Consider the following 20,888-nt stretch of genomic DNA (forward strand, 5'->3'; position numbering starts at 1 on the left):
CGTGGCAGCCGTCATCAGACTAGCGCGCCTTGCCCCGCCCGCGCACTGCGACCATGGGTACCGGGTGCGTTGCCTTGCCCGCTAACGCAAACCGCCGCGTCGAGGGGACGCGGCGGCGGGGCTAGCGAGCGGGGGCTGGCGAGCGCGGTCAGGCGTCCTGGCCGGTCTGTGAGTAGAGCACCCGCACCTTTAGGGTGTGCTCCACCTGGCGCAGGGCGTCCAGTGCCTGGGGGCCGTAGGCCTTGTCGACGTCGATCACGACATAGCCGACCTTCTCGTTGGTCTGCAGGTACTGGCCGGCGATGTTGATGTCGTTCTCGGAGAGCACTCGGTTGATCTCGGAGAGCACGCCCGGCACGTTGTCGTGAATGTGCAGCAGGCGGTGCTTGTCCGGGTGGGCCGGCAGCGCCACTTCGGGGAAGTTGACCGAGGTGACGGTGGTGCCGTTGTCGGAGTAGGTGATCAGCTTCTCGGAGACCTCGATGCCGATGTTCTCCTGGGCCTCGAGGGTGGAGCCGCCCACGTGCGGGGTGAGGATCACATTGTCCAGGCCGCGCAGCGGGCTGACGAACTCCTCGTTGTTGCCCTTGGGCTCCACCGGGAAGACGTCTACGGCGGCGCCGTTGAGCCTGCCGGCCTGGATCGCCTCGGCCAGCGCCTCGATCACCACCACGGTGCCGCGGGAGGCGTTGATCATGATGGCACCTTGCTTCATGCGGGCGATCTGTTCGGCGCCGATCATCCACTTGGTGGAGGGCAGTTCAGGCACGTGCAGGCTGACCACGTCGGCACGGCCCAGCAGCTCGTCGAGGCTGGCCACCTGACGGGCGTTGCCCATGCCCAGCTTGGCCACCACGTCATAGTAGATGACGTCGAAGCCTAGCGACTCGGCCAACACCGAAAGCTGTGAGCCGATGCTGCCGTAGCCGACGATGCCCAGGGTCTTGCCGCGAGCTTCGTGGGAGTTCCTGGCGCTCTTCTGCCAGCCGCCGCGGTGGGCCAGGGCGTTCTTCTCGGGGATGCCGCGCAGCAGCATGATCGCCTCGGCCAGCACCAGCTCGGCGACCGAACGAGTGTTGGAGTACGGGGCATTGAAGACCGGGATGCCGCGTACCAGCGCCGCATTGAGATCGACCTGGTTGGTGCCGATGCAGAAGCAACCCACGGCCACCAGCTTCTCGGCGGCGGCGAAGACTCGCTCGTTGAGCTGGGTGCGAGAGCGAATGCCGATGAAGTGCACGTCGCGGATCTTCTCGATCAGCGACGCCTCGTCCAGCGAGGTGGGCAGGTGCTCGATGTTCGAGTACCCGGCGTTGCGCAGATTGTCCACCGCGCTCTGGTGGACCCCCTCGAGTAGCAGGACCTTGATCTTGCTCTTTTCCAGGGACGTCTTGGCCATGGTCGAATCAACCTCTTCCGGCGCGAGCCGCATGCAGTGTCAGGTAGGGTGAAGAGGCCACATCCTAGCACAGGCCGGCTATGAGCCAGGATGAAAATGCTGCGGTGCCATGATGAACGCCGTGCAAGTCAAGGGCCCCGGTGCCGGGGCAGACGACCCCCGGGGGAGAGTGTGTATACTGTTGCCTTTCGAGATGCCGGATCAGGCGCAAGCGGGGCGAGGAGAGCAATGGCGGAGCGCAGGCAGCGGCCCGATGGCCAGCAGAGCGAAGAGGCGGAAGCGATCGACTTCGCGACCACCGTCGATCGCCTCGAGCGGCTCGTGGAGCGGCTGGAGTCCGGTGAGCTGTCGCTGGAGGCCTCCCTTGCCGCCTTCGAAGAGGGCATTCGCCTGACCCGCGACGCCCAGCGCCGCCTCGACGAGGCCGAGCTCAGGGTGCGAACCCTGACCGAGGATGCCGAGGGCGGCATGGCCCTGGCGCCCTTCGCGACGCCCGTGGAGGACGATAATGAACGCTGAGACACTGGTGGCCGGCCTGGCCGTGGACCGTGCCCGGGTGGATGCCCGGCTGGAGGCTCTGTTCGGCGATGATAGAGGCGCCGTGGTGCCACGGTTGGATGCCGCCATGCGCCACGGCGTGCTGGTGGGTGGCAAGCGGCTGCGCCCGATGTTGGTCTATGCCGCTGGGCGTTCCCTGGGGGCCGAGGAGGCTGCCCTGGATGCCCCGGCCATGGCCATCGAGCTGGTGCATGCCTACTCGCTGGTCCACGATGACCTGCCGGCCATGGACGACGACGACCTGCGCCGCGGCCAGCCCACGGTGCATCGCGCCTACGACGAGGCCACGGCGATCCTGGCCGGTGACGCTCTGCAGGCGCTGGCCTTTGAGGTGCTGGCCCGGGCCGGCCATCCGCGTCTGCCGTCGATGATTCGCACCCTGGCCGAGGCCGCCGGTCGCGACGGCATGGTGGCGGGCCAGGCGCTGGATCTGGCCGCCGTGGGCGGTCACCCCGACGCCAGCGCGCTGGCCACCATGCATGGCCACAAGACCGGTGCGCTGATTCGCGCCGCGGTGCGCCTTGGCGGGCTGGCTGCCGTGGCCGACGGCGACCCGCGACTGGCCGCCCTGGACGACTACGCCCGGGCCATCGGCCTGGCCTTCCAGATCCACGACGATGTGCTCGACGTGACCGGCGACACCGCTACCCTGGGCAAGGCCTCCGGGGCGGACGCCGCCCGCGACAAGCCCACCTACCCGAGCCTGCTGGGCCTTGCGCGCGCTCGCGCCCGCGCCGGCGAGCTGGTGGAGGAGGCCGTGGCTGCCCTCGCCCCGCTGGGCGAAGGCGCCACCCCCCTGAAGGCCCTGGCCCGCTACATGATCGAGCGTGACCACTGACACGACAGATGAGCCCATGAAGCTGTTCGACGAGATTCCCGCCGAGCGCCCGGCCACGCCGCTGCTCGACACCCTGGATACCCCGGCCGCGCTGCGCGCCATGTCCACCGCGCAGCTGGCGCAGGTGGCCGACGAGCTGCGCGCCTACCTGCTCTACAGCGTGGGGGTCTCCGGGGGACACTTCGGTGCTGGCCTCGGCGTCGTAGAGCTCACCGTGGCCCTTCACCAGGCACTGGAGACCCCCCATGATCGCCTGGTATGGGACGTGGGCCACCAGGCCTATCCCCACAAGATTCTCACCGGGCGCCGCGAGGCGATGACGAGCATCCGCCATTATGGCGGCCTGGCGGCCTTCCCGCGGCGTGCCGAGTCGGAATACGACACCTTCGGCGTGGGCCACTCCAGCACCTCGATCTCGGCGGCGCTGGGCATGGCGCTGGCTTCCCGCGCCAGGGGCGAGGCGCGGCGCACCTGCGCGGTGATCGGCGACGGCGCCCTCACCGCGGGCATGGCCTTCGAGGCCCTGGCCCACGCCGGTCATGTGGACGCCAACCTGCTGGTGGTGCTCAACGACAACGAGATGTCGATCTCCGAGAACGTCGGCGGTATCGCCAGCTATCTGGCGCGGATCCTCTCCAGCACGCCCTACATCACCATGCGCGAGGGCGGCAAGAAGGTGCTTTCTCACCTGCCCGGGGCGCTGGAACTGGCTCGGCGCACCGAGGAGCACATGAAGGGCATGGTCAGCCCGGCCACGCTCTTCGAGGAGATGGGCTTCAACTACATCGGCCCCATCGACGGCCACGACCTGCCGCTGCTGGTGCAGACCCTGCGCAACATGCGCGACCTCGACGGGCCCCAGTTCCTTCACGTCAAGACCCGCAAGGGGCGCGGCTTCCTGCCCGCCGAGGCCGACCCCATCGGCTACCACGCCATCACCAAGCTGGAGAAGAGCGACCCGGAAAAGAGTGGCGAGACCCTGCCTCCCCTCAAGCCGAGCGCGCCGGTGAAAAGGAAGCCGCGTAAATTTTGCAACGTGTTCGGTGACTGGCTGTGCGACATGGCTGCCGCCGATGCGCGACTCATCGGCATCACCCCGGCCATGCGCGAGGGCTCCGACCTGATCCGCTTCTCCCGGGAATACCCCGAGCGCTATTTCGACGTGGCCATCGCCGAGCAGCACGCGGTGACCCTGGCCGCTGGCATGGCCTGCGAGGGCATGAAGCCGGTGGTGGCGATCTACTCCACCTTCCTGCAGCGCGGCTACGACCAGCTGATCCACGACGTGGCGGTGCAGGCGCTCGACGTCACCTTCGCCATCGACCGCGCCGGCCTGGTGGGCGAGGATGGCCCCACCCACCACGGCAGCCTGGATCTCTCCTACCTGCGCTGCGTGCCCGGCCTGGTGGTGCTGGCGCCCGCCGACGAGGCCGAGTGCCGCGCGATGCTCAGCGCCGCCTATCACCATCCCGGCCCCGCCGCGGTGCGCTACCCGCGCGGCACCGGCCCCGGGATGGCGATCCCTGCGCACCTCGAGCCGCTGCCCATCGGCCAGGCCGAGGTGCGTCGCCAGAGTGGCGCCGAGGCCGGCGCACGCATCGCCCTGCTGGCCTTCGGCAGCCTCAATACACCGGCCGTGGAGGTGGCCGGGCGGCTGGATGCCACGCACCTCAACATGCGTTCGGTGAAGCCGCTGGATCGCGAGGCGTTGCTGGCCGCCGCGGGTGACCACGACCTGCTGGTGACCCTGGAGGAGAACGTGGTGGCCGGCGGCGCCGGCAGCGCGGTCAACGAGCTGCTGGCCGCCGAGGGCGTTCAGGCGGCGGTGCTCAACCTGGGCCTGCCCGACGCCTTCATCGAGCACGGCAAGCCCGCCGAGCTGCTCGCCGAGTGCGGCCTGGACGCCGAGGGGATCGAGGCGGCGATCCGCGCCCGGCTGCCCTGACACGACACGTTTCTGACGAGGTTGCGATGCTGTTCCTGATACTGATCGGTGCCCTGCTGGGGGTGGCCATCGCCGGCCCCATCGGCCTGCTGGTGGGTGGCGCCCTGGGCTACTGGCTGGGCCGGCGCCTGCGTCATCGCCTGCTGAACAAGCTGGTCGGCGTCCAGTCACAGTTCCTGGAGTCGACCTTCGCCGTCATGGGGTGCCTGTGCAAGGCCGATGGCCGGGTCACCGAGGACGAACTGGAAGCCTCCCGGCAGCTGTGGGAACGGCTGCGGCTCAGCGAGGCCCAGCGCGCCCAAGCCCGCGCTGACTTTACCCGCGGCAAGGCCCCCGGCTTTGACCTGGACGCCGAGCTGGCCAAGGTTCACCGCATTGCAGCACGCCAGCCCGCGCTGCGTCAGGTCTTCCTGCAGGTGCAGCTGGCTGCGGTCGCCGCCGATGGCCAGCTGCACCCCGCCGAGCACGAGATGCTGATGCGGGTGGTGCGGGGCCTGGGCTGCAGCGAGGCCGAGATTGCCCAGATCGAGGCCATGCTGCGCGGTGGCCCCCGAGGGGCGGGCGAACAGGGCCCGTCGCTGGAGGATGCCTACCGGGTGCTGGGCGTCGACCAGGACGCCAGCGACGCCGAGATCAAGACGGCCTACCGCCGCCTGATGAGCGAGAACCATCCCGACAAGCTCGCCGCCAAGGGGCTGCCAGAGAGCATGCGTGAGGTCGCCAAGGAGCGCACCAGCGAGATCGGCAGTGCCTACGAGCGCATCCGCACGGCCCGCGCCGCCTGACGCGGGTCGGCGCCTCCTCCCCGCCTCCTCCCGTTCTCTGAGGGTCGCCTGTACCCTGGAAGAGTTGGGACTGGACTACGCCTGCCACCACGTGGGTCTGGCGACCGGCGAGGGCCGGGAAGGCGCCCATCCCGACGGCAAGGTGCCGTTCTGGTGGATGGCGACCTGACGCTGTTCGGGTCGGCGTGAGGCGCGCTCAGGCCACGAAGGGCAGCACGGCGGTATAGACCGCGAAGTAGTGGAAGACGCTGCCGCCCAGCACGAACAGGTGCCAGATGACGTGATTGAAGGGAATGGCGCGGATGGCGTAGAAGATCACGCCCAGGGTATAGGTGAGGCCGCCGGCGACCAGCAGGAGGAGGCCGGCGGACGGCAGTCGCTCGGTCATCTCGCTGCCGGCAAACAGGATCAGCCAGCCCATCAGCAGGTAGATGCCGACACGCAGCGCCGCGAAGCGGTGCGGCCAGAGCAGCTTGCAGGCGATGCCGCCCAGCGCCAGGGTCCAGACCACGGCGAACAATGTCCAGCCGGTGGGGCCGCGCAAGTTGACCAGCAGAAAGGGCGTGTAGGTGCCGGCGATCAGCAGGTAGATGGCGCAGTGGTCCAGCAGCTGGAACCGCCGCTTGAGGCGCGGATGGCGGACGCCGTGGTAGAGCGTCGAGGCGGTGTAGAGCAGCACCAGGCTGGTACCGTAGAGGCCGATGCCGGCGAGCTTCCAGGGGTCGACATGGGTGGACAGGCTGGCCAGGACCAGCAGCACCGTGGCCCCGGCCAGGCTCAGTACCGCGCCGATCCCGTGGCTGATGCTGTGCAGCCACTCCTCGGCGACGCTGAAGGGGGTATCCGGTTCGTGGGATGGGCGGTTCATCGGGTCTCCTCCCCGGTCAGGGATCGCGCCGATGGCGGGAAGGGCTCCCGTCCTCAGGGCTTGCGTTCGATGTCCACGTCGCTGGCCTGGGTGAAGTCGCCCAGCGCCATCATGTGGCCGAGCTTGCCGGCCTTGGTGGACAGGTAGTGCTCGTTGTGCGGGTTCAGGCCGGTGGTCAGGGGGACCCGTTCCACGACGCGCACGCCGGCATTGGTCAGGGCCTCGACCTTGCGCGGGTTGTTGGTCATCAGTCTAAGCGATGCCACGCCCAGGTGCTCGAGCATCGGCACGCAGAGATCGTAGCGGCGCAGGTCGGCGCCGAAGCCGAGCTGCTCGTTGGCCTCCACGGTGTCGGCGCCCTGATCCTGCAGGTGGTAGGCGCGGATCTTGTTGAGCAGGCCGATGCCACGCCCTTCCTGGCGCAGGTAGAGCAGCACTCCGCGGCCCTCGTCGGCGATGCGCTTGAGTGCCTCCTGGAGCTGGTAGCCGCAGTCGCAGCGCATGGAGAACAGCGCGTCGCCGGTCAGGCACTCGGAATGGACCCGTCCCAGCACCGGCTCGCCGTCTGCCAGGTCGCCCAGGGTCAGGGCAATATGGTCCTTGCCGGTGGCCTCGTCTTCGAAGCCATGCATGGTGAAGGTGGCCCAGGGGGTGGGCAGCCGGGAGGCGGCGATGAAGCGAATCGTCACGGGGTACCTCGGTGTCAGGCCCTTCTTTGTACACGGCAGGGCGGTGCCGGCGGGTGGGGGGCCATTCTAGCAGGAAGCCGGGCGCGGCTCACGACCGCAGCCCCTCGCGCGCCAATCGGGTACAATATGGTCCACATTTCCCGTGGATGACCGCCTGCATGGAACTCAAGAACGATCGCTTTCTGCGCGCCCTGGCGCGTCAGCCTGTGGACCGCACCCCGGTGTGGATGATGCGCCAGGCCGGCCGCTACCTGCCGGAGTACCGCGCTACCCGCGCCGAGGCCGGCGACTTCATGAGCCTGTGTCGCAATCAGGATCTGGCCTGCGAGGTTACCCTGCAGCCCCTGGAGCGCTATCCGCTGGATGCGGCAATCCTGTTCTCGGATATCCTCACCATCCCCGACGCCATGGGCCTGGGCCTCTATTTCGAGACCGGCGAGGGACCCAAGTTCCGCAAGCCGGTGCGCAGCGCAGAGGACGTGGCGGCGCTGGCTGCGCCCGACGCCGAGCGCGACCTGGACTACGTGATGCGCGCGGTCTCCACCATCCGCCGCGAGCTGAATGGCCGTGTGCCGCTGATCGGCTTCTCCGGCAGCCCCTGGACGCTAGCCACCTACATGGTGGAGGGCAGCTCCAGCAAGGACTTCCGCCACGTCAAGACCATGCTCTACGACACGCCCAGCGTGATGCATGACCTGCTCGACACCCTGGCCACGGCGGTCACCGAGTACCTCAACGCCCAGATCCGCGCCGGCGCCCAGGCCGTACAGATCTTCGACACCTGGGGCGGCGCGCTCTCCACCCCGGCCTACCTGGAGTTCTCGCTGCGCTACATGGAGCAGATCGTCGCCGGCCTGATCCGCGAGCATGAGGGCCGCCGCGTGCCGGTGATCCTGTTCACCAAGAATGGCGGTCAGTGGCTCGAGGATATCGCCCTGGCGGGCGCCGACGCCGTGGGCCTCGACTGGTCCACCGAGCTGTCCGGCGCCCGTGCCCGAATCGGCCACAAGGTGGCCCTGCAGGGCAACCTCGACCCCAACGTGCTGTTCGCCCGCCCCGCGGCCATCCGCGCCGAGGTGGCGCGCATCCTCGACAGCTACGGCCAGGGCCCCGGCCACGTGTTCAACCTGGGCCACGGCATCAGCCAGTTCACCAACCCGGACAACGTCACCGCCTTCATGGAGGCCCTGCACGAGCTGAGCCCCGCCTACCACCGCCAGATCCAGCATGGCTGAGTGGTACGGGTACGACTGGCTCCAACGCCTGCACGACCGGCGCTGCCTGTGGGCGGCGCTGGCCGTCGCGGGCGCGCTGGCCATCGCCCTGGGCAGCCTCACTCCGGGCAGTCAGATGCCCTCCAGCCTGCCCTGGGACAAGGCCAACCACTTCGTCGGCTATGTTGGCCTCGCCGGGCTGATCGGCCTGGCCGGGGTGCGCCTGCCACTCGCCTTCCTGATGGCTGTGCTCTTCGGCATCACCATCGAATATGCCCAGGTCCCGGTGCCGGGCCGCAGCGGCGGCGACTGGTGGGACATCCTCGCCAACAGCCTCGGCGCCGGTTTCGCCGTAACGTTGCTTCACCTGCTGCGTCGAGGGCCGCTCCGGCGTCCCTGATCCAGTGAACGACCTGGTGGGTGTACACAGCTAGCGCTCGGGTTCCCGGGACACGCCCTCGCCGAGATCCAGCGAGGGCTCCCGGGCGCGCAGCCGCTCGGCCGGCCGGCGCACCCGAGCTGTGCCGACCGTGCTGTCGTCGGGGTCCATCGCCCGGGCGTCGCTGGTCCAGGCGGCATTCGGGTCATGGACTGCGGGGCGGCGTTCCCAGGAGCGGGTGATCACCGGCCCGGCGCCCAGGTTACTGGCCAGGTGGTGGGGCAGCAGCAACAGCTCGGCGACCAGCCGCAGGGCCACCGCGGCCAGCAGCCACAGGCCCCCGCCGAGGGCCAGCGGTGGCCAGGCCTCGGCCCAGCCCTGTGGCGCAAGCCAGGGGGTGCGGGGTGCCAGCCACAGGACGGCGCCAGCCGCAAGGCCGAGCTGCAGCAGCAGGTGACAGAAGAGCAGGGTGCCGCGGGACAGCGGGCGGCGGGGAAACAGGAACTGTTGCATCGGGGTCCTCCCGGTGGCACATCGTGGCGATGAGGCGCGCCGACATCCCTGCCGGCTCAGTCAGGATGCTACCCCAGATGGTGCTCGGCTGCAGCCATGGTGACCATCAACCCGAGCGTCACGAGAGCATCACGAAAGCGGTGTGATGCTGGCCGGGGGCAGCGGCTCGCGGTTGCGATGAGCGCTCAGCGGGCGCCCCTCCAGGGCGGTGAGCAGAATCTGCAGCGGATCGCCGTGGCTCACCAGCAGGATGGTTTCCCCATGGGTCTCGACTTCCAGGGCCGCGATCACGGCAAGCATGCGATCTGCCACGCTGGTAACGCTTTCCACGCCGAAGGCCTGATGCCGAGGGTCGTCGGCGTCCAGGGTCCAGACGTCTGCGTAGCAGCCATCCGACAGGCCTTCGAGTTCGCCGAAACTGCGCTCGCGAAGCCCGGCATGAGGGCTCAGCGGAAGGCCGAAGTGCCGGCCGACCCACTCGGCCGTCTCGGCGGTGCGGCGGAAATCGGAGTGCAGCAGGCGATCGGGTAGCGGCCAGCGCCAGTCAGCCAGCAAGCCTTCCAGCTGGGCATGGCCCTGGCGCGAAAGCCCGAAGCCTGACAGGCCCCGCTCCGGGCGACTGATGATAAGGCCGCTGGCGTTGGCCTCACTGTGCCCGTGGCGCATCAGCAGATAGCGGTTACGGCGGGGTTGCCGAGCGTTGAGGGGAGGAGTCGACATGCGGTGACCGGTTCGATGGAGAACTCCGGATGCTACCCCAGATCAAGCGCCTGTGCAGTTCCTCCCGCAGCACGGTTCTGGCAGGTTGACCAGCCCCGGGTCGCTTGCCAATGTTGAGGGAGTAGTGCGGCCGGGGCTTGTGGCCCCGGTATCGGAAGAACCTGCATCTAGGAGTGGCTATGACGACGTATATCGTGGTGGCAGACGCAGCACGGGCGCGGATCTTCACCCGCGACGCGCTCAAGCTGGTCGAGCAGGAGAGCCTGGTGCATGCGGCCAGCCGGCTGCATGAGGGCGATCTGGTGACCGACCGCGGCGCCGATGTGCATGAGTCGACCTCGAACTCGGCCCGCTCCTCCGGCGGCGAGAATACCGCCCGTACACATGAGGAGACGATCTTTGCCAAGGAGGTGGCCGAGCGCATCTACCGGGCTCGGGTCGACAACACCCTGCAGAAGCTGATCCTGGTGGCGCCGCCGCGCTTCCTGGGTCAGCTGCGCGAGAAGCTCGACGGCCCCACGACCAAGTTGGTCATCCACTCCCTGGCCAAGGACCTCTCCAAGTCCACCCTCGAGGATATCCAGGAGGCGGTCAGCGATATGCGCTGACGCCATCCCCGTCATTCGCAGCGACAGGGTCGGGCAGAGGTGCCGGGCTCTGTCGTTCGGCCCTTAGGGCACCGGTGGCAGGGTAATCTGGTCGCTGCGGGTGATGCCCGCGGTCATCTGTCGGCACAGCTTGAGGAACTCGCGCATGCCGGTGGCCAGGTACTTGTGGCGGTGCCAGATGAAGGCGAACTGGCGGCTCAGGTCGAGCTCCGGCGTGGGAATCGGTACCAGGCTGCCACGCCGAAAGGCATCGCGCAGCGCCAGCTTCGATACGCAGCCGATACCCAGCCCCGACTCCACGGCGCGCTTGATGCCCTCGGTGTGCTCGAGTTCCAGCAGCACGTTGAAGCGGCCGCGGCGATGGCGAGCCGCCTGCTCCAGGGTCAGGCGGGTGCCCGAGCCCTGCTCGCGCATGATCCAGGCCTCGCGCAGCAGCCGCTCCAGTTCCACCGGGCCGCCGCCCGCGAGGGGGTGACGCGGTGAGCAGAACACCGACAGATCGTCCTCCACCCAGGGCTGGGTGATGACGTCCTCCGCCTCGCAGTGCCCCTCGATCAGCCCCAGGTCCAGCTCATGGTGGCGCACGCCCTCGATGATGGCGCGGGTGTTGCGCACCGCCAGTCGCACCCGGCTGCCGGGGAAGCGCTGCATGAAGTCGCCGATCAGGAGGGTGGCCAGGTAGTTGCCGATGGTCAGAGTGGCGCCCACATCCAGGGTGCCGATGCCCTGACGGCCGCGCAGCAGCTCCTCCACTTCCTCGGCGCGGTCGAGCAGGGCCACCGCCTTGGGGAGCAACTGGAAGCCCAGGGCGTTGAGCTTCAGGCGCTTGCCGATGCGATCCAGCAGTTGGCAGTCGAACTGGCGCTCCAGCTCGGCCAGGGCCGTGCTTGCCGCAGACTGGGAGAGCGCCAGGACCCGGGCCGCTCGGGAAACGCTCTCGTGTTGGGCTACGGCGACGAAGACCTCCAGCTGACGCAGGGTGAAACGCATGGCGAAAGGCTCCCATGATCTATATCAATAAAATAGATAAGCGTTATCCATACAATCCATTTAACAGATAACGCTCTTTCCCTTAGAATTCAATGCAAATATTATCCATTCATCTATTTCTTTTTGGAATATAAAGTCCTTCGGGAATACAAGGAGCCGGCATGAGTAAGTTTGCCCTGGAAGAAGTGCTCAGCGTCCACCACTGGAACGACACCCTGTTCAGCTTCCGTACCACCCGCGAGCGCAGCCTGCGCTTCAAGAACGGTCAGTTCGTGATGATCGGCCTGGAGGTGGCCGGCAAACCGCTGATGCGCGCCTATTCCATCGCCAGTCCCAACTACGAGGACCACCTCGAGTTCTTCAGCATCAAGGTGCCGGATGGCCCGCTGACCTCGCGGCTGCAGCACCTCAAGGTGGGCGACCAGATCATGGTCAGCCGTAAGCCCACCGGCACTCTGGTCACCGACGACCTGCTGCCGGGCCGCAACTTGTATTTCCTGTCGACGGGGACGGGGCTCGCGCCCTTCATGAGCCTGATCCAGGATCCGGAAGTCTTCGAGCGCTTCGAGAAAGTGGTGCTGGTGCACGGCGTCCGCAGCGTCAGCGAGCTGGCCTACGCCGACTTCATCCAGAACGAGCTACCGGCCCACGAGTACCTCGGCGAGGAGATTGCCGAGAAGCTGGTCTACTACCCCACGGTGACTCGCGAAGAGTTCCACACCATGGGGCGCCTCACCGACCATATTCGCACCGGCAAGCTCTTCGAGGACACCGGTCTGCCGCCCATGGATCCCAAGCAGGACCGCGCCATGATCTGCGGCAGCCCGGCCATGCTCGACGAGACCAGCGCGGTGCTCGATGACCTGGGCTTCAAGATCTCCCCGCGCATGGGCGAGCCCGGCGACTACGTGATCGAGCGGGCGTTTGTGGAGAAATAACCCGCCCGGCTTCGCCGGGGCTGGAGCTTGAAGAGCGGCGCTTCGCGCCTGGAAGCCTGAAGCTGGAAGAAAAACCGCCTCCGTGGCCTTGCCACGGAGGCGGTGCTATTTAGGCTGTCTTCCAGCTTCCAGCTTCCAGCTTCCAGCTTCCAGCTTCCAGCTGTCAGACGGCATCTTTCCCCGTCTCGCCGGTGCGGATGCGGATCACCTGCTCGAGCGGGGTGACGAAGATCTTGCCGTCGCCGATCTTCCCGGTGTTGGCGACGCTGGTGATGGCGTCGATCACCTTCTCGGCCATGTCGTCGTCAATGGCCACCTCCAGCTTCACCTTGGGCAGGAAGTCCACCACGTACTCGGCACCGCGGTAGAGCTCGGTGTGGCCCTTCTGACGGCCGAACCCTTTCACTTCGGTCACGGTGATCCCCTGGACGCCGATCTCGGAGAGGGACTCCCTCACGTCGTCGAGCTTGAAGGGCTTGATGATGGCGGTCACCAGTTTCATGGTCGGACTCCTCGTCTGTTCGGTGCGGTGGCCGGGCCACCCGCGTGCGCCTGATTGCTCTCTAGCATACACCGCGGCGGGCGGGATGAAAAAAGGCCCCCGAAGGGGCCAGGAGGAGCACGCCAGCTCACTCGGTGCACGCCGCCCTCATTTCTTGGCGACGCTGAACTCGGGGTAGGCCTCCATGCCGCACTCGGCCAGGTCGACGCCTTCGTATTCTTCTTCTTCGCTGACGCGGATGCCCATCACCGCCTTGAGGATCACCCAGACGAGCAGGCTGGCGCCGAAGACCCAGGCGAAGATGCCGACGATGCCGAGCAGCTGGGCGCCGAAGGTGGCGTCACCGTTGGTCAGCGGCACGGCCAGCAGGCCCCAGATGCCGACCACGCCGTGCACCGAGATGGCACCGACCGGGTCGTCGATCTTCAGCTTGTCCAGACTCACGATGGCGACCACCACGATGATGCCACCCACAGCACCGATCAGGGCGGCGCTCAGCGCGGAGGGGGCCAGCGGTTCGGCGGTAATGGCCACCAGGCCGGCCAGGGCGCCGTTGAGGGTCATGGTCAGATCGGCCTTGCGGAACCACAGCTTGGCCAGGATCAGGGCGGCGATCACGCCGCCGGCGGCCGCGGCATTGGTGTTGACCAGCACCTGGGCGACGTTGTTGGCGGAGTCGATGTCGGAGACCTTGAGCTCGGAGCCGCCGTTGAAGCCGAACCAGCCCATCCACAGGATCAGGGTGCCCAGGGTGGCCAGCGGCAGGTTGGCACCGGGGATAGCGTAGATGCTGCCGTCCTTGCCGTACTTGCCCTTGCGCGGGCCGAGGATCAGCACGCCGGCCAGGGCCGCAGCGGCGCCTGCCATGTGCACGATGCCGGAGCCGGCGAAGTCGGAGAAGCCGGCGGCGTCGAGCCAGCCGCCGCCCCAGGTCCAGAAGCCGGAGACCGGGTAGATGACGGCGGTCATCACCACGGCGAAGGCCAGGAAGGCCCACAGCTTCATGCGCTCGGCCACGGCCCCCGAGACGATGGACATGGCGGTGGCCACGAACACCACCTGGAAGAAGTAGTCGGCGCGCATGGAGTAGTAGGGAGCGTCATCGCCGCCGGCCAGCACCGCGTCAGCGCTGTTCTCGGCGCCCAGCAGGAAGCCCAGGTTGGGCAGGATGCCGCCTTCGGGGCTGGAGTACATGATGTAGTAGCCCACCAGCAGGTACATGGTGCAAGCGATGGCGAACAGGGACACGTTCTTGATGAGGATCTCGGCGGTATTCTTGGAGCGCACCAGGCCGGCCTCGAGCATCGAGAAGCCGGCGGCCATCCACATCACCAGGATACCGCAGATCAGGAAGTAGAAGGTATCGAGCGCGTAGCTCAGCTCTGTCAGTTCACTCATGGCAGTCTCTCCAGACAGTGGGCAATCAAACGGCGTCGGGACCGCGTTCACCGGTGCGGATGCGGATCACGTCCTCCAGTGGTGTCACGAAGACCTTGCCGTCGCCGATCTTGCCGCTGTTGGCGGCGCTGCAGATGGCATCCAATACGGTTTCCAGGCGACTGTCGTCCACGGCCACCTCCACCTTGACTTTGGGCAGGAAGTCGACGACGTACTCGGCGCCGCGGTAGAGCTCGGTGTGACCCTTCTGGCGGCCGAAGCCCTTGACCTCGGTGACGGTGATGCCCTGGACGCCGTTATCGGCCAGCGCCTCGCGGACGTCGTCGAGCTTGAATGGCTTGATGATGGCGGTGATGAGTTTCATCCCATGTCTCCCCGGTTGCGTTGGGTATCGGCCCGGCGGCCGCATGATCTGTCACTGCGCAAAACGTGCCATTTCCTGGTTAATGCCAGTAAAAACATGCTTTTGAAAAGGTGCTTCGGCCTTCCGTCCGGTGCCTTGCGGAAGGGGAGTGGGGCCGTTGCACCGTGCTGGTGCCTGGCCCTGGTGCAGGTGCGCCATCCTGGCGCATCGGTAGGACATGCGTTCGCGGCGAGCGATGCGTATCCTGTTATCGGCATTTCACTCGTTCAGGAGAGACCCATGGTGAGCCATGACCGTATCAGCCGACTGGCCCAGCAGATCGGCGAGCGCCTGCAGGGCGCGTCCCAGGCGCCGGAAGAGGTGCAGAAGGGCATTCAGCAGGTGGTTAAGGGCGCCTTCGACCGCCTGGAGCTGGTCTCCCGGGAGGACTTCGACATCCTGATGGACGTCCTGCAGCGTACCCGCGCCCGGGTGGAGGCACTGGAGACGCAGGTGGCGGCGCTGGAGACGCTGATCGAGGAGCGCACCGCTGAGGTGCCGGCAGTATCAGCCGCCGCCTCCGACGCCGCGACCCCCGAGGAGGACGCCGGCGGGGGCGAAGCTGGCCGCTGAGCCTCCCGGGCAGCCCGCTGTTCCCTGGGCTAGCCTTAGGGCAAGATTCCAGGCGAGGGAACGCCCATGACGCTGGCGATTGTCCATACCCGTGCGGGCCTCGGTCTCGAGGCCCCCGAGGTGCAGGTTGAGGTCCACCTGGCCAACGGCCTGCCGGGGATGACTCTGGTCGGCCTGCCCGAGACGGCCGTGAAGGAGAGTCGCGAGCGAGTGCGCAGCGCCCTGGTCAACGCCGGTTTCGACTACCCCTTGCGCCGCATCACCCTCAATCTGGCGCCCGCCGACCTGCCCAAGGAGGGCGGTCGCTTCGATTTGCCCATCGCCCTGGGGCTACTGCTGGCCTCCGGACAGCTTCCCCCCAATGCCCTGCAGGACACCGAGAGCGTCGGCGAATTGGCCCTGGACGGTGGCCTGCGCCCGATCTCTGGTGTGCTGCCCCTGGCCATGGCCACTCGTCGTGCCCTGCGCCGTCTGATCGTGCCCCGGGTCAACGCCGATGAGGCGGCGCTCGCGGGCGACCTCGAGGTGCTGCCCGCCGACCATCTCCTCGAGGTGGTCGCCCACCTGCTGGGGCAGTCGCCCATCGCTCCCCACCGCCTGTCGCGCCCGCCGGAGGCGTCGACATCGTTGCCCGACCTCGCCGAGGTGCGCGGCCAATATCAGGCGCGACGCGCCCTGGAGGTGGCTGCCGCTGGGTCACACAATCTGCTTTTTTCCGGGCCACCGGGCACCGGCAAGACCATGCTCGCCAGCCGCCTGCCGGGCATCCTGCCGCCGCTGACCGAGGAGGAGGCCCTGGAGGTGGCGGCGGTGCGCTCGGTCAGCGGCCTGCCGCTGGCCGCCGAGTGGGGGCGGCGGCCCTTTCGGGCGCCGCATCACACGGCCAGCGCCGTGGCCCTGGTCGGGGGTGGCTCGAAACCCCGCCCCGGGGAGATCTCGTTGGCCCATCGCGGGGTGCTGTTCCTGGACGAGCTGCCTGAGTTCTCGCGCCATGTGCTGGAGGTCATGCGTGAGCCCATGGAGTCGGGCCAGATCCATATCGCCCGGGCCAGCCATCAGCGCCGCTTCCCGGCCCGCTTCCAGCTGGTGGCGGCCATGAATCCCTGCCCCTGCGGTCACCTGGGCGACCCCCGTCAGGCCTGCCACTGCACCGCGGCCCAGATACAGCGCTACCAGGCTCGGCTATCCGGGCCTCTGCTCGACCGCATCGACCTGCAGGTGGAGGTGCCGGCACTGCCGCCGGAGCAGCTCACCGCGGCCATCACGGGGGAGTCCTCGGCGATCGTGCGAGGGCGCGTGGTGGCGGCCCGGGAGCGTCAGCTGGCGCGGGGTGCGCTCAATGCCCACCTGGCGGGACGGGAGCTGGAAGCGGCCTGCGATCTGTGCGTCGCCGATCGTGCCTGGCTGGCGCAGGTGCTGGAGCGCCTCAGGCTCTCGGCGCGGGCCTATCACCGGGTGCTGCGAGTGGCCCTGACCCTGGCCGATCTGGCGGGCGAACCGAAGCCGGCCCGGGAACAGCTGATCGAGGCAATCGGCTATCGCCAGCTGGATCGATTGCTCAAGGGGTAGGGAACCGGCTAGAGCGCCGAGGCATCCAGGGCACCCTGCAGGCTCTCCTCCCACATCACCGACTCGCCGTCCGGTCGTCGCAGCACCAGGGTCAGCCGGTAGGGGAGAAGCTCCCGGTCAGAGAGCCGCAGGCGGGGGCCGTCGGCCATCAGGCGGCTCTCCAGGCGCCATTGATTGGCGCCGCCCCCGGTACCCATGCTCTCGGTCCAGTCCAGCACCTGGGGGCCATCGCTCACCGCCAGCAGCGCCCGGGTCAGGCTCTCCCGAAAGCGCTCCTGGCCGATGCCGAGTTCGCCGTTGACCTCCGGGGCAGCCAGCAGCAGCACCAGGTCGGCGGGCGGTTGTGGCAGGGCGGGGGCCCCTATCACGCGGCTGGCGGCGCGTTCGCCCAGATTGAGCAGCGCCTGGCGCAGGGTCTCGGGACGGTCGGGAGCGGCGGCGCAGCCGGCCAGCAGCAGGGGGACAAGCAGCAGGGCCAGCGGAAAGGGGCGGCGAGCGTTCATGGGGTGTCGGTCTCCAGTCGGGAGGCGGTGGGCTCCAGGGAGTCGATGAAGCGGTCCAGGGTGTCGAAGAGCGACTGGCGAATCGGTTCCGCCTCGTTGACCAGGTGGTGGCGCGCCTCGGGGTGGCGGTGGATTTCGGCATTGGGGAACTTGCGTTCCAGCACGGCCAGGTTCCACTCCCAGTCTACCGTCAGGTCCTGTTCGCCCTGCAGGATCAGAGTCTTCACCGGATTGGGGGGCAGGGCGAGCAGCCGCGGCATCCAGCGGCGCATGGCGCTGACCCAGCCGATGGCGACGCGGTCGGACTGCAGCGGGTCGCCATCGCGCAGGAAATCGGCGAAGTCGGCGTCGGTGGAGTTGGCGCGGAACTTGCGCGGGATGGAGCGCACGAAGGGGCCCACCAGCAGGTGCAGCCAGCTGGACTGGTTCCAGCCCCAGGGGCGCACCAGCGGGGCCAGCAGGGCCAGGCCGGCCCAGTGGCCGTCGTCACCGCGGGTCAGCGCATCGGTGGCCAGGATCGCTGCCCCGGTGCTCTGGCCCACGCCGATCCAGGGGCGTGGGGCGAGGCCCTCCTCCTCCAGGTGCTGCTGAAGGGCATGCAGGCAACTCCCGTAGTCGTCGAAATCGTCGATGGAGGCGCGAGCTCCGCTGGAGAGCCCATGGCCGGGAAGGTCCCAGAGGACCACGCGCCAGCGGCGTTCCAGCAGACGCTCCAGCAGGTGGCGGTAGAGTCCCAGGTGGTCGAAGTAGCCGTGCACCACGAAGGCGGTGCCAACCGGCTCTGCGGGGCTCCATACCTGGGTCCAGAGGCGGAAGTCCCGGGCATCCACGTAGCCCACGTAGAGCCCTACATGCTCGGCGAGCAGGGGCGTCAGGCCGTAGTGGCCCAGGTAGCGTTCCAGGTGGTCGTCGCCGAGTTCCGCCTCGGCCGGTGTAACCAGCCGAACGGGACCCAGCGCCTGCAGTGGGGTGAAGTCGCTCATCGTATTCTCCGCGGCGCCCCACAATGCTAGCCCCAAGCGTGGGCCGGCACCATGTAAAGCGGGCGCCTGGCCCGCCCCTGCCTTATCTTTTGGTCTAGCTGCGTGCGATCCCCGCGCTTTTCGGGTTTACACGTGGAAGTATTTTCCACAAAATCGTGATCACGCAGTCATTTCACCCCTGTCCCGGCAGCCTGGCGTGCGACCCGCCGGCTGCCAAGCACGAGGAGATCCACCATGACCCAACGTGTTACTCGCCATCGCCTTCAGGTGGCCGCCGAGCTGGACCGCTTCATCAGCGAGCAGGCACTCCCGGGCACCGGCGTCGATGCCGAGGCGTTCTGGGCCGGCGTCGATGCCCTCTTTCATGATTTGACCCCGAGGAACCGCGAACTGCTCGCCGAACGCGACCGCCTGCAAGAGCAGCTCGACGCCTGGCATCGCGAAAACCCTGGCCCGGTGGGCGATATGCCCGCCTATCGTGCCTTCCTCAAGGAGATCGGCTATCTAGCCGATGCCCCCGCCAAGGTTGCTGTGACCACCACCAACGTCGACCGCGAGATCGCCGTCCAGGCCGGCCCCCAGCTGGTGGTGCCGGTCAACAATGCGCGCTATGCGCTGAATGCCGCCAACGCGCGCTGGGGCAGCCTCTACGACGCCCTCTACGGCACCGATGCCATCTCCGAGGCGGACGGCGCCGAGAAGGGATCCCGCTTCAACCCCAAGCGCGGCGAGAAGGTGATCGCCTACGCCCGCGGCGTGCTCGACCGTGCGGCCCCGCTGGCCACCGGCTCCCACCGCGATGCCGTCAAGTATGCCCTGCGTGACGGCCACCTGGTGGTGACCCTGGAAGGCGGCCGCGAGACCGGTCTCAAGGACCCCGGCAAGCTGGTGGGATACACCGGTGAGGCGGCCAACCCCGATTCGGTCCTGCTGGTCAATCACGGCCTGCACCTGGAGATCCAGATCGACCCGAGCCACCCGATCGGCAAGACCGACCCGGCCGGCGTCAAGGATGTCGTGGTCGAGGCGGCGCTGACCACCATCATGGACTGCGAGGACTCCGTGGCCGCGGTAGACGCCGAGGACAAGGTGGGCGTCTACGGCAACTGGCTGGGCTTGATGAAGGGCGACCTGGAAGAGCAGGTGGAGAAGGGCGACAAGTTCATCACTCGCCGCCTGCACGCCGACCGCGAGTTCACCACACCGGACGGCGGCACCCTGACCCTGCCGGGCCGCTCGCTGATGTTCGTGCGCAACGTCGGCCACCTGATGACCACCCCGGCGGTGCTCGATACCGAGGGTAACGAGCTTCCCGAGGGCATCCTCGACGGGATCGTCACCGGCCTGCTCGCCCTGCACGACCTCAGGAAGGGCGAGGGGGAGCCGCGCAACTCCCGCGAAGGCTCCGTGTACATCGTCAAGCCCAAGATGCACGGCCCGAAGGAAGTGGCCTTCTCCAGCGAACTCTTCGGCCGCGTCGAGGACCTGCTGGGCATGGGCCGCGACACCCTCAAGATGGGCATCATGGATGAGGAGCGTCGCACCACAGTGAACCTCAAGGCGTGTATCGCCGAAGCCGCCTCCCGCGTGGTGTTCATCAACACCGGCTTCCTCGACCGCACCGGCGACGAGATGCACACTGCCATGGAGGCGGGCCCGATGATCCGCAAGGGCGACATGAAGGGCGCCGCCTGGATCCAGGCCTACGAGAAGAACAACGTCCAGGTCGGCCTGGCCTGCGGTCTGCGTGGCCGCGCCCAGATCGGCAAGGGCATGTGGGCCATGCCGGACCTGATGGCCGCCATGCTGGAGCAGAAGATCGGCCACCCCAAGGCAGGCGCCAATACCGCCTGGGTGCCGTCGCCCACCGCCGCCACCCTGCATGCCCTGCACTACCACCAGGTGGATGTCACCGTCATCCAGCGCGAGTTGGAGGCCCAGGGCGAGCCTGCCCTTCTTGAAAAGCTCCTGGATGACCTACTGAGCGTGCCGGTGGCCGAGTCACCGCAGTGGAGCGACGAGGAGCTCCAGCAGGAGCTCGACAACAACTGCCAGGGCATCCTCGGCTACGTGGTGCGCTGGGTCGAGCACGGGGTGGGCTGCTCCAAGGTGCCGGACATCCACGACGTGGGCCTGATGGAAGACCGCGCCACCCTGCGCATCTCCAGCCAGCATATCGCCAACTGGCTGCACCACGGCGTGGTGGATGCCGCGCGGGTCCAGGAGACCCTGGAGCGCATGGCCAAGGTGGTCGACCAGCAGAACGCGGACGACCCCACCTATACGCCGATGAGCGCGAACTACGAGGATTCCAGCGCTTTCCAGGCCGCCAGCGACCTGATCTTCAAGGGCCGCGTGCAGCCCGCCGGCTACACAGAGCCGCTGCTGCACCACTGGCGCGCCGTGCACAAGGCGAAGTAAGACTGCAATGAAAGGCGTCGGGGATAGGTCCAGGAGGGGGGCACAGCCCCCCGTATATATAGGCCTGTCGCCGAAACAGCCTTGATTGACTT

Annotated in this window: 22 protein-coding genes; 11 read left to right on the plus strand and 11 right to left on the minus strand. The window is 67.8% G+C overall.

The features are described 5' to 3' along the window. Positions 1-148: 148 nt before the first annotated feature. Complete coding sequence (gene serA, locus ACM26W_RS20120; protein WP_416138728.1) at positions 149-1,399, minus strand: phosphoglycerate dehydrogenase; 1,251 nt, start codon at positions 1,397-1,399, stop codon at positions 149-151. Between the two features lie 228 nt (positions 1,400-1,627). Between serA and ACM26W_RS20125 the strand changes: the two genes are divergently transcribed. The 4 genes from ACM26W_RS20125 to djlA are packed head-to-tail and all read left to right on the plus strand — an operon-like array spanning position 1,628 to position 5,525. Next, a complete protein-coding gene (locus ACM26W_RS20125) occupies positions 1,628-1,918 on the plus strand; it encodes an exodeoxyribonuclease VII small subunit (RefSeq protein WP_416138729.1) in 291 nt (96 codons plus the stop codon). Further along, on the plus strand, positions 1,908-2,795 hold the full coding sequence (locus ACM26W_RS20130) for a farnesyl diphosphate synthase (RefSeq protein WP_416138730.1): 888 nt from the start codon (positions 1,908-1,910) through the stop codon (positions 2,793-2,795). The genes ACM26W_RS20125 and ACM26W_RS20130 overlap by 11 nt, the downstream gene beginning before the upstream one ends. 16 nt (positions 2,796-2,811) lie before the next feature. Next, positions 2,812-4,740, plus strand: a complete 1,929-nt coding sequence (dxs, locus tag ACM26W_RS20135; RefSeq protein ID WP_416138731.1) for a 1-deoxy-D-xylulose-5-phosphate synthase — start codon at positions 2,812-2,814, stop codon at positions 4,738-4,740. A 26-nt stretch (positions 4,741-4,766) separates the two neighbouring features. Then, positions 4,767-5,525: a co-chaperone DjlA gene (djlA, locus tag ACM26W_RS20140; RefSeq protein WP_416138732.1), complete on the plus strand. Its 759-nt coding sequence runs from the start codon at positions 4,767-4,769 to the stop codon at positions 5,523-5,525. Between the two features lie 196 nt (positions 5,526-5,721). On the opposite strand, the gene trhA is transcribed toward djlA, so the two are convergent. Further along, positions 5,722-6,393 (minus strand): PAQR family membrane homeostasis protein TrhA, encoded by a 672-nt coding sequence (trhA, locus tag ACM26W_RS20145; RefSeq protein ID WP_416138733.1) that lies wholly within the window; start codon positions 6,391-6,393, stop codon positions 5,722-5,724. 53 nt (positions 6,394-6,446) lie between these two features. Next, entirely contained in the window at positions 6,447-7,082 is a 636-nt protein-coding gene (gene ribA, locus ACM26W_RS20150; protein ID WP_416138734.1) for a GTP cyclohydrolase II, read from the minus strand. A gap of 158 nt (positions 7,083-7,240) precedes the next feature. On the opposite strand from ribA, the gene hemE reads away from it, so the two are divergent. Continuing rightward, positions 7,241-8,317, plus strand: a complete 1,077-nt coding sequence (hemE, locus tag ACM26W_RS20155) for a uroporphyrinogen decarboxylase (protein ID WP_416138735.1) — start codon at positions 7,241-7,243, stop codon at positions 8,315-8,317. Then, positions 8,310-8,696 (plus strand): VanZ family protein, encoded by a 387-nt coding sequence (locus tag ACM26W_RS20160; RefSeq protein WP_416138736.1) that lies wholly within the window; start codon positions 8,310-8,312, stop codon positions 8,694-8,696. The genes hemE and ACM26W_RS20160 overlap by 8 nt, the downstream gene beginning before the upstream one ends. A 30-nt stretch (positions 8,697-8,726) precedes the next feature. Here ACM26W_RS20160 and ACM26W_RS20165 read toward each other — a convergent pair whose 3' ends face one another. Beyond that, positions 8,727-9,188: a hypothetical protein gene (locus ACM26W_RS20165; protein WP_416138737.1), complete on the minus strand. Its 462-nt coding sequence runs from the start codon at positions 9,186-9,188 to the stop codon at positions 8,727-8,729. Between the two features lie 129 nt (positions 9,189-9,317). Continuing rightward, complete coding sequence (locus ACM26W_RS20170) at positions 9,318-9,908, minus strand: histidine phosphatase family protein (RefSeq protein ID WP_416138738.1); 591 nt, start codon at positions 9,906-9,908, stop codon at positions 9,318-9,320. A gap of 179 nt (positions 9,909-10,087) precedes the next feature. Between ACM26W_RS20170 and ACM26W_RS20175 the strand changes: the two genes are divergently transcribed. Beyond that, the gene (locus tag ACM26W_RS20175; RefSeq protein ID WP_416138739.1) at positions 10,088-10,516 is read left to right on the plus strand and encodes a host attachment protein; all 429 of its coding nucleotides are present in this window, start codon (positions 10,088-10,090) and stop codon (positions 10,514-10,516) included. Positions 10,517-10,579: 63 nt separating this feature from the next. On the opposite strand, the gene ACM26W_RS20180 is transcribed toward ACM26W_RS20175, so the two are convergent. Then, a complete protein-coding gene (locus ACM26W_RS20180) occupies positions 10,580-11,506 on the minus strand; it encodes a LysR family transcriptional regulator (RefSeq protein ID WP_416138740.1) in 927 nt (308 codons plus the stop codon). A 161-nt stretch (positions 11,507-11,667) separates the two neighbouring features. Here ACM26W_RS20180 and ACM26W_RS20185 point away from each other — a divergent pair, with 161 nt between their 5' ends. Then, entirely contained in the window at positions 11,668-12,444 is a 777-nt protein-coding gene (locus tag ACM26W_RS20185) for a ferredoxin--NADP reductase (protein WP_416138741.1), read from the plus strand. 163 nt (positions 12,445-12,607) lie between these two features. On the opposite strand, the gene glnK is transcribed toward ACM26W_RS20185, so the two are convergent. The 3 genes from glnK to ACM26W_RS20200 all read right to left on the minus strand — a co-directional run bounded on the left by glnK (position 12,608) and on the right by ACM26W_RS20200 (position 14,708). After that, positions 12,608-12,946: a P-II family nitrogen regulator gene (gene glnK / locus ACM26W_RS20190; protein ID WP_416138742.1), complete on the minus strand. Its 339-nt coding sequence runs from the start codon at positions 12,944-12,946 to the stop codon at positions 12,608-12,610. A 147-nt stretch (positions 12,947-13,093) separates the two neighbouring features. Further along, a complete protein-coding gene (locus ACM26W_RS20195) occupies positions 13,094-14,344 on the minus strand; it encodes an ammonium transporter (protein WP_416138743.1) in 1,251 nt (416 codons plus the stop codon). A 25-nt stretch (positions 14,345-14,369) separates the two neighbouring features. Next, positions 14,370-14,708 carry a P-II family nitrogen regulator gene (locus ACM26W_RS20200; RefSeq protein ID WP_253447610.1) on the minus strand — a complete coding sequence of 113 codons (339 nt, stop codon included), beginning with the start codon at positions 14,706-14,708 and terminating at the stop codon, positions 14,370-14,372. Between the two features lie 279 nt (positions 14,709-14,987). On the opposite strand from ACM26W_RS20200, the gene ACM26W_RS20205 reads away from it, so the two are divergent. Both ACM26W_RS20205 and ACM26W_RS20210 read left to right on the plus strand, forming a co-directional pair. Then, the gene (locus ACM26W_RS20205) at positions 14,988-15,320 is read left to right on the plus strand and encodes an accessory factor UbiK family protein (RefSeq protein ID WP_416138744.1); all 333 of its coding nucleotides are present in this window, start codon (positions 14,988-14,990) and stop codon (positions 15,318-15,320) included. Positions 15,321-15,386: 66 nt separating this feature from the next. Continuing rightward, the gene (locus ACM26W_RS20210) at positions 15,387-16,889 is read left to right on the plus strand and encodes a YifB family Mg chelatase-like AAA ATPase (RefSeq protein WP_416138745.1); all 1,503 of its coding nucleotides are present in this window, start codon (positions 15,387-15,389) and stop codon (positions 16,887-16,889) included. An 8-nt stretch (positions 16,890-16,897) separates the two neighbouring features. On the opposite strand, the gene ACM26W_RS20215 is transcribed toward ACM26W_RS20210, so the two are convergent. Further along, complete coding sequence (locus ACM26W_RS20215) at positions 16,898-17,392, minus strand: hypothetical protein (protein ID WP_416138746.1); 495 nt, start codon at positions 17,390-17,392, stop codon at positions 16,898-16,900. Continuing rightward, the gene (locus ACM26W_RS20220) at positions 17,389-18,375 is read right to left on the minus strand and encodes an alpha/beta hydrolase (RefSeq protein WP_416138747.1); all 987 of its coding nucleotides are present in this window, start codon (positions 18,373-18,375) and stop codon (positions 17,389-17,391) included. Before ACM26W_RS20220 ends, ACM26W_RS20215 begins: the two co-directional genes overlap by 4 nt. Positions 18,376-18,609: 234 nt before the next feature. Here ACM26W_RS20220 and ACM26W_RS20225 point away from each other — a divergent pair, with 234 nt between their 5' ends. Beyond that, positions 18,610-20,796, plus strand: coding sequence for a malate synthase G (locus ACM26W_RS20225; RefSeq protein WP_416138748.1), 2,187 nt, complete (start codon positions 18,610-18,612; stop codon positions 20,794-20,796). Positions 20,797-20,888: the final 92 nt, after the last annotated feature.

The organism is Halomonas sp. HK25 (assembly GCF_047795635.1).
GTDB lineage: Bacteria > Pseudomonadota > Gammaproteobacteria > Pseudomonadales > Halomonadaceae > Halomonas.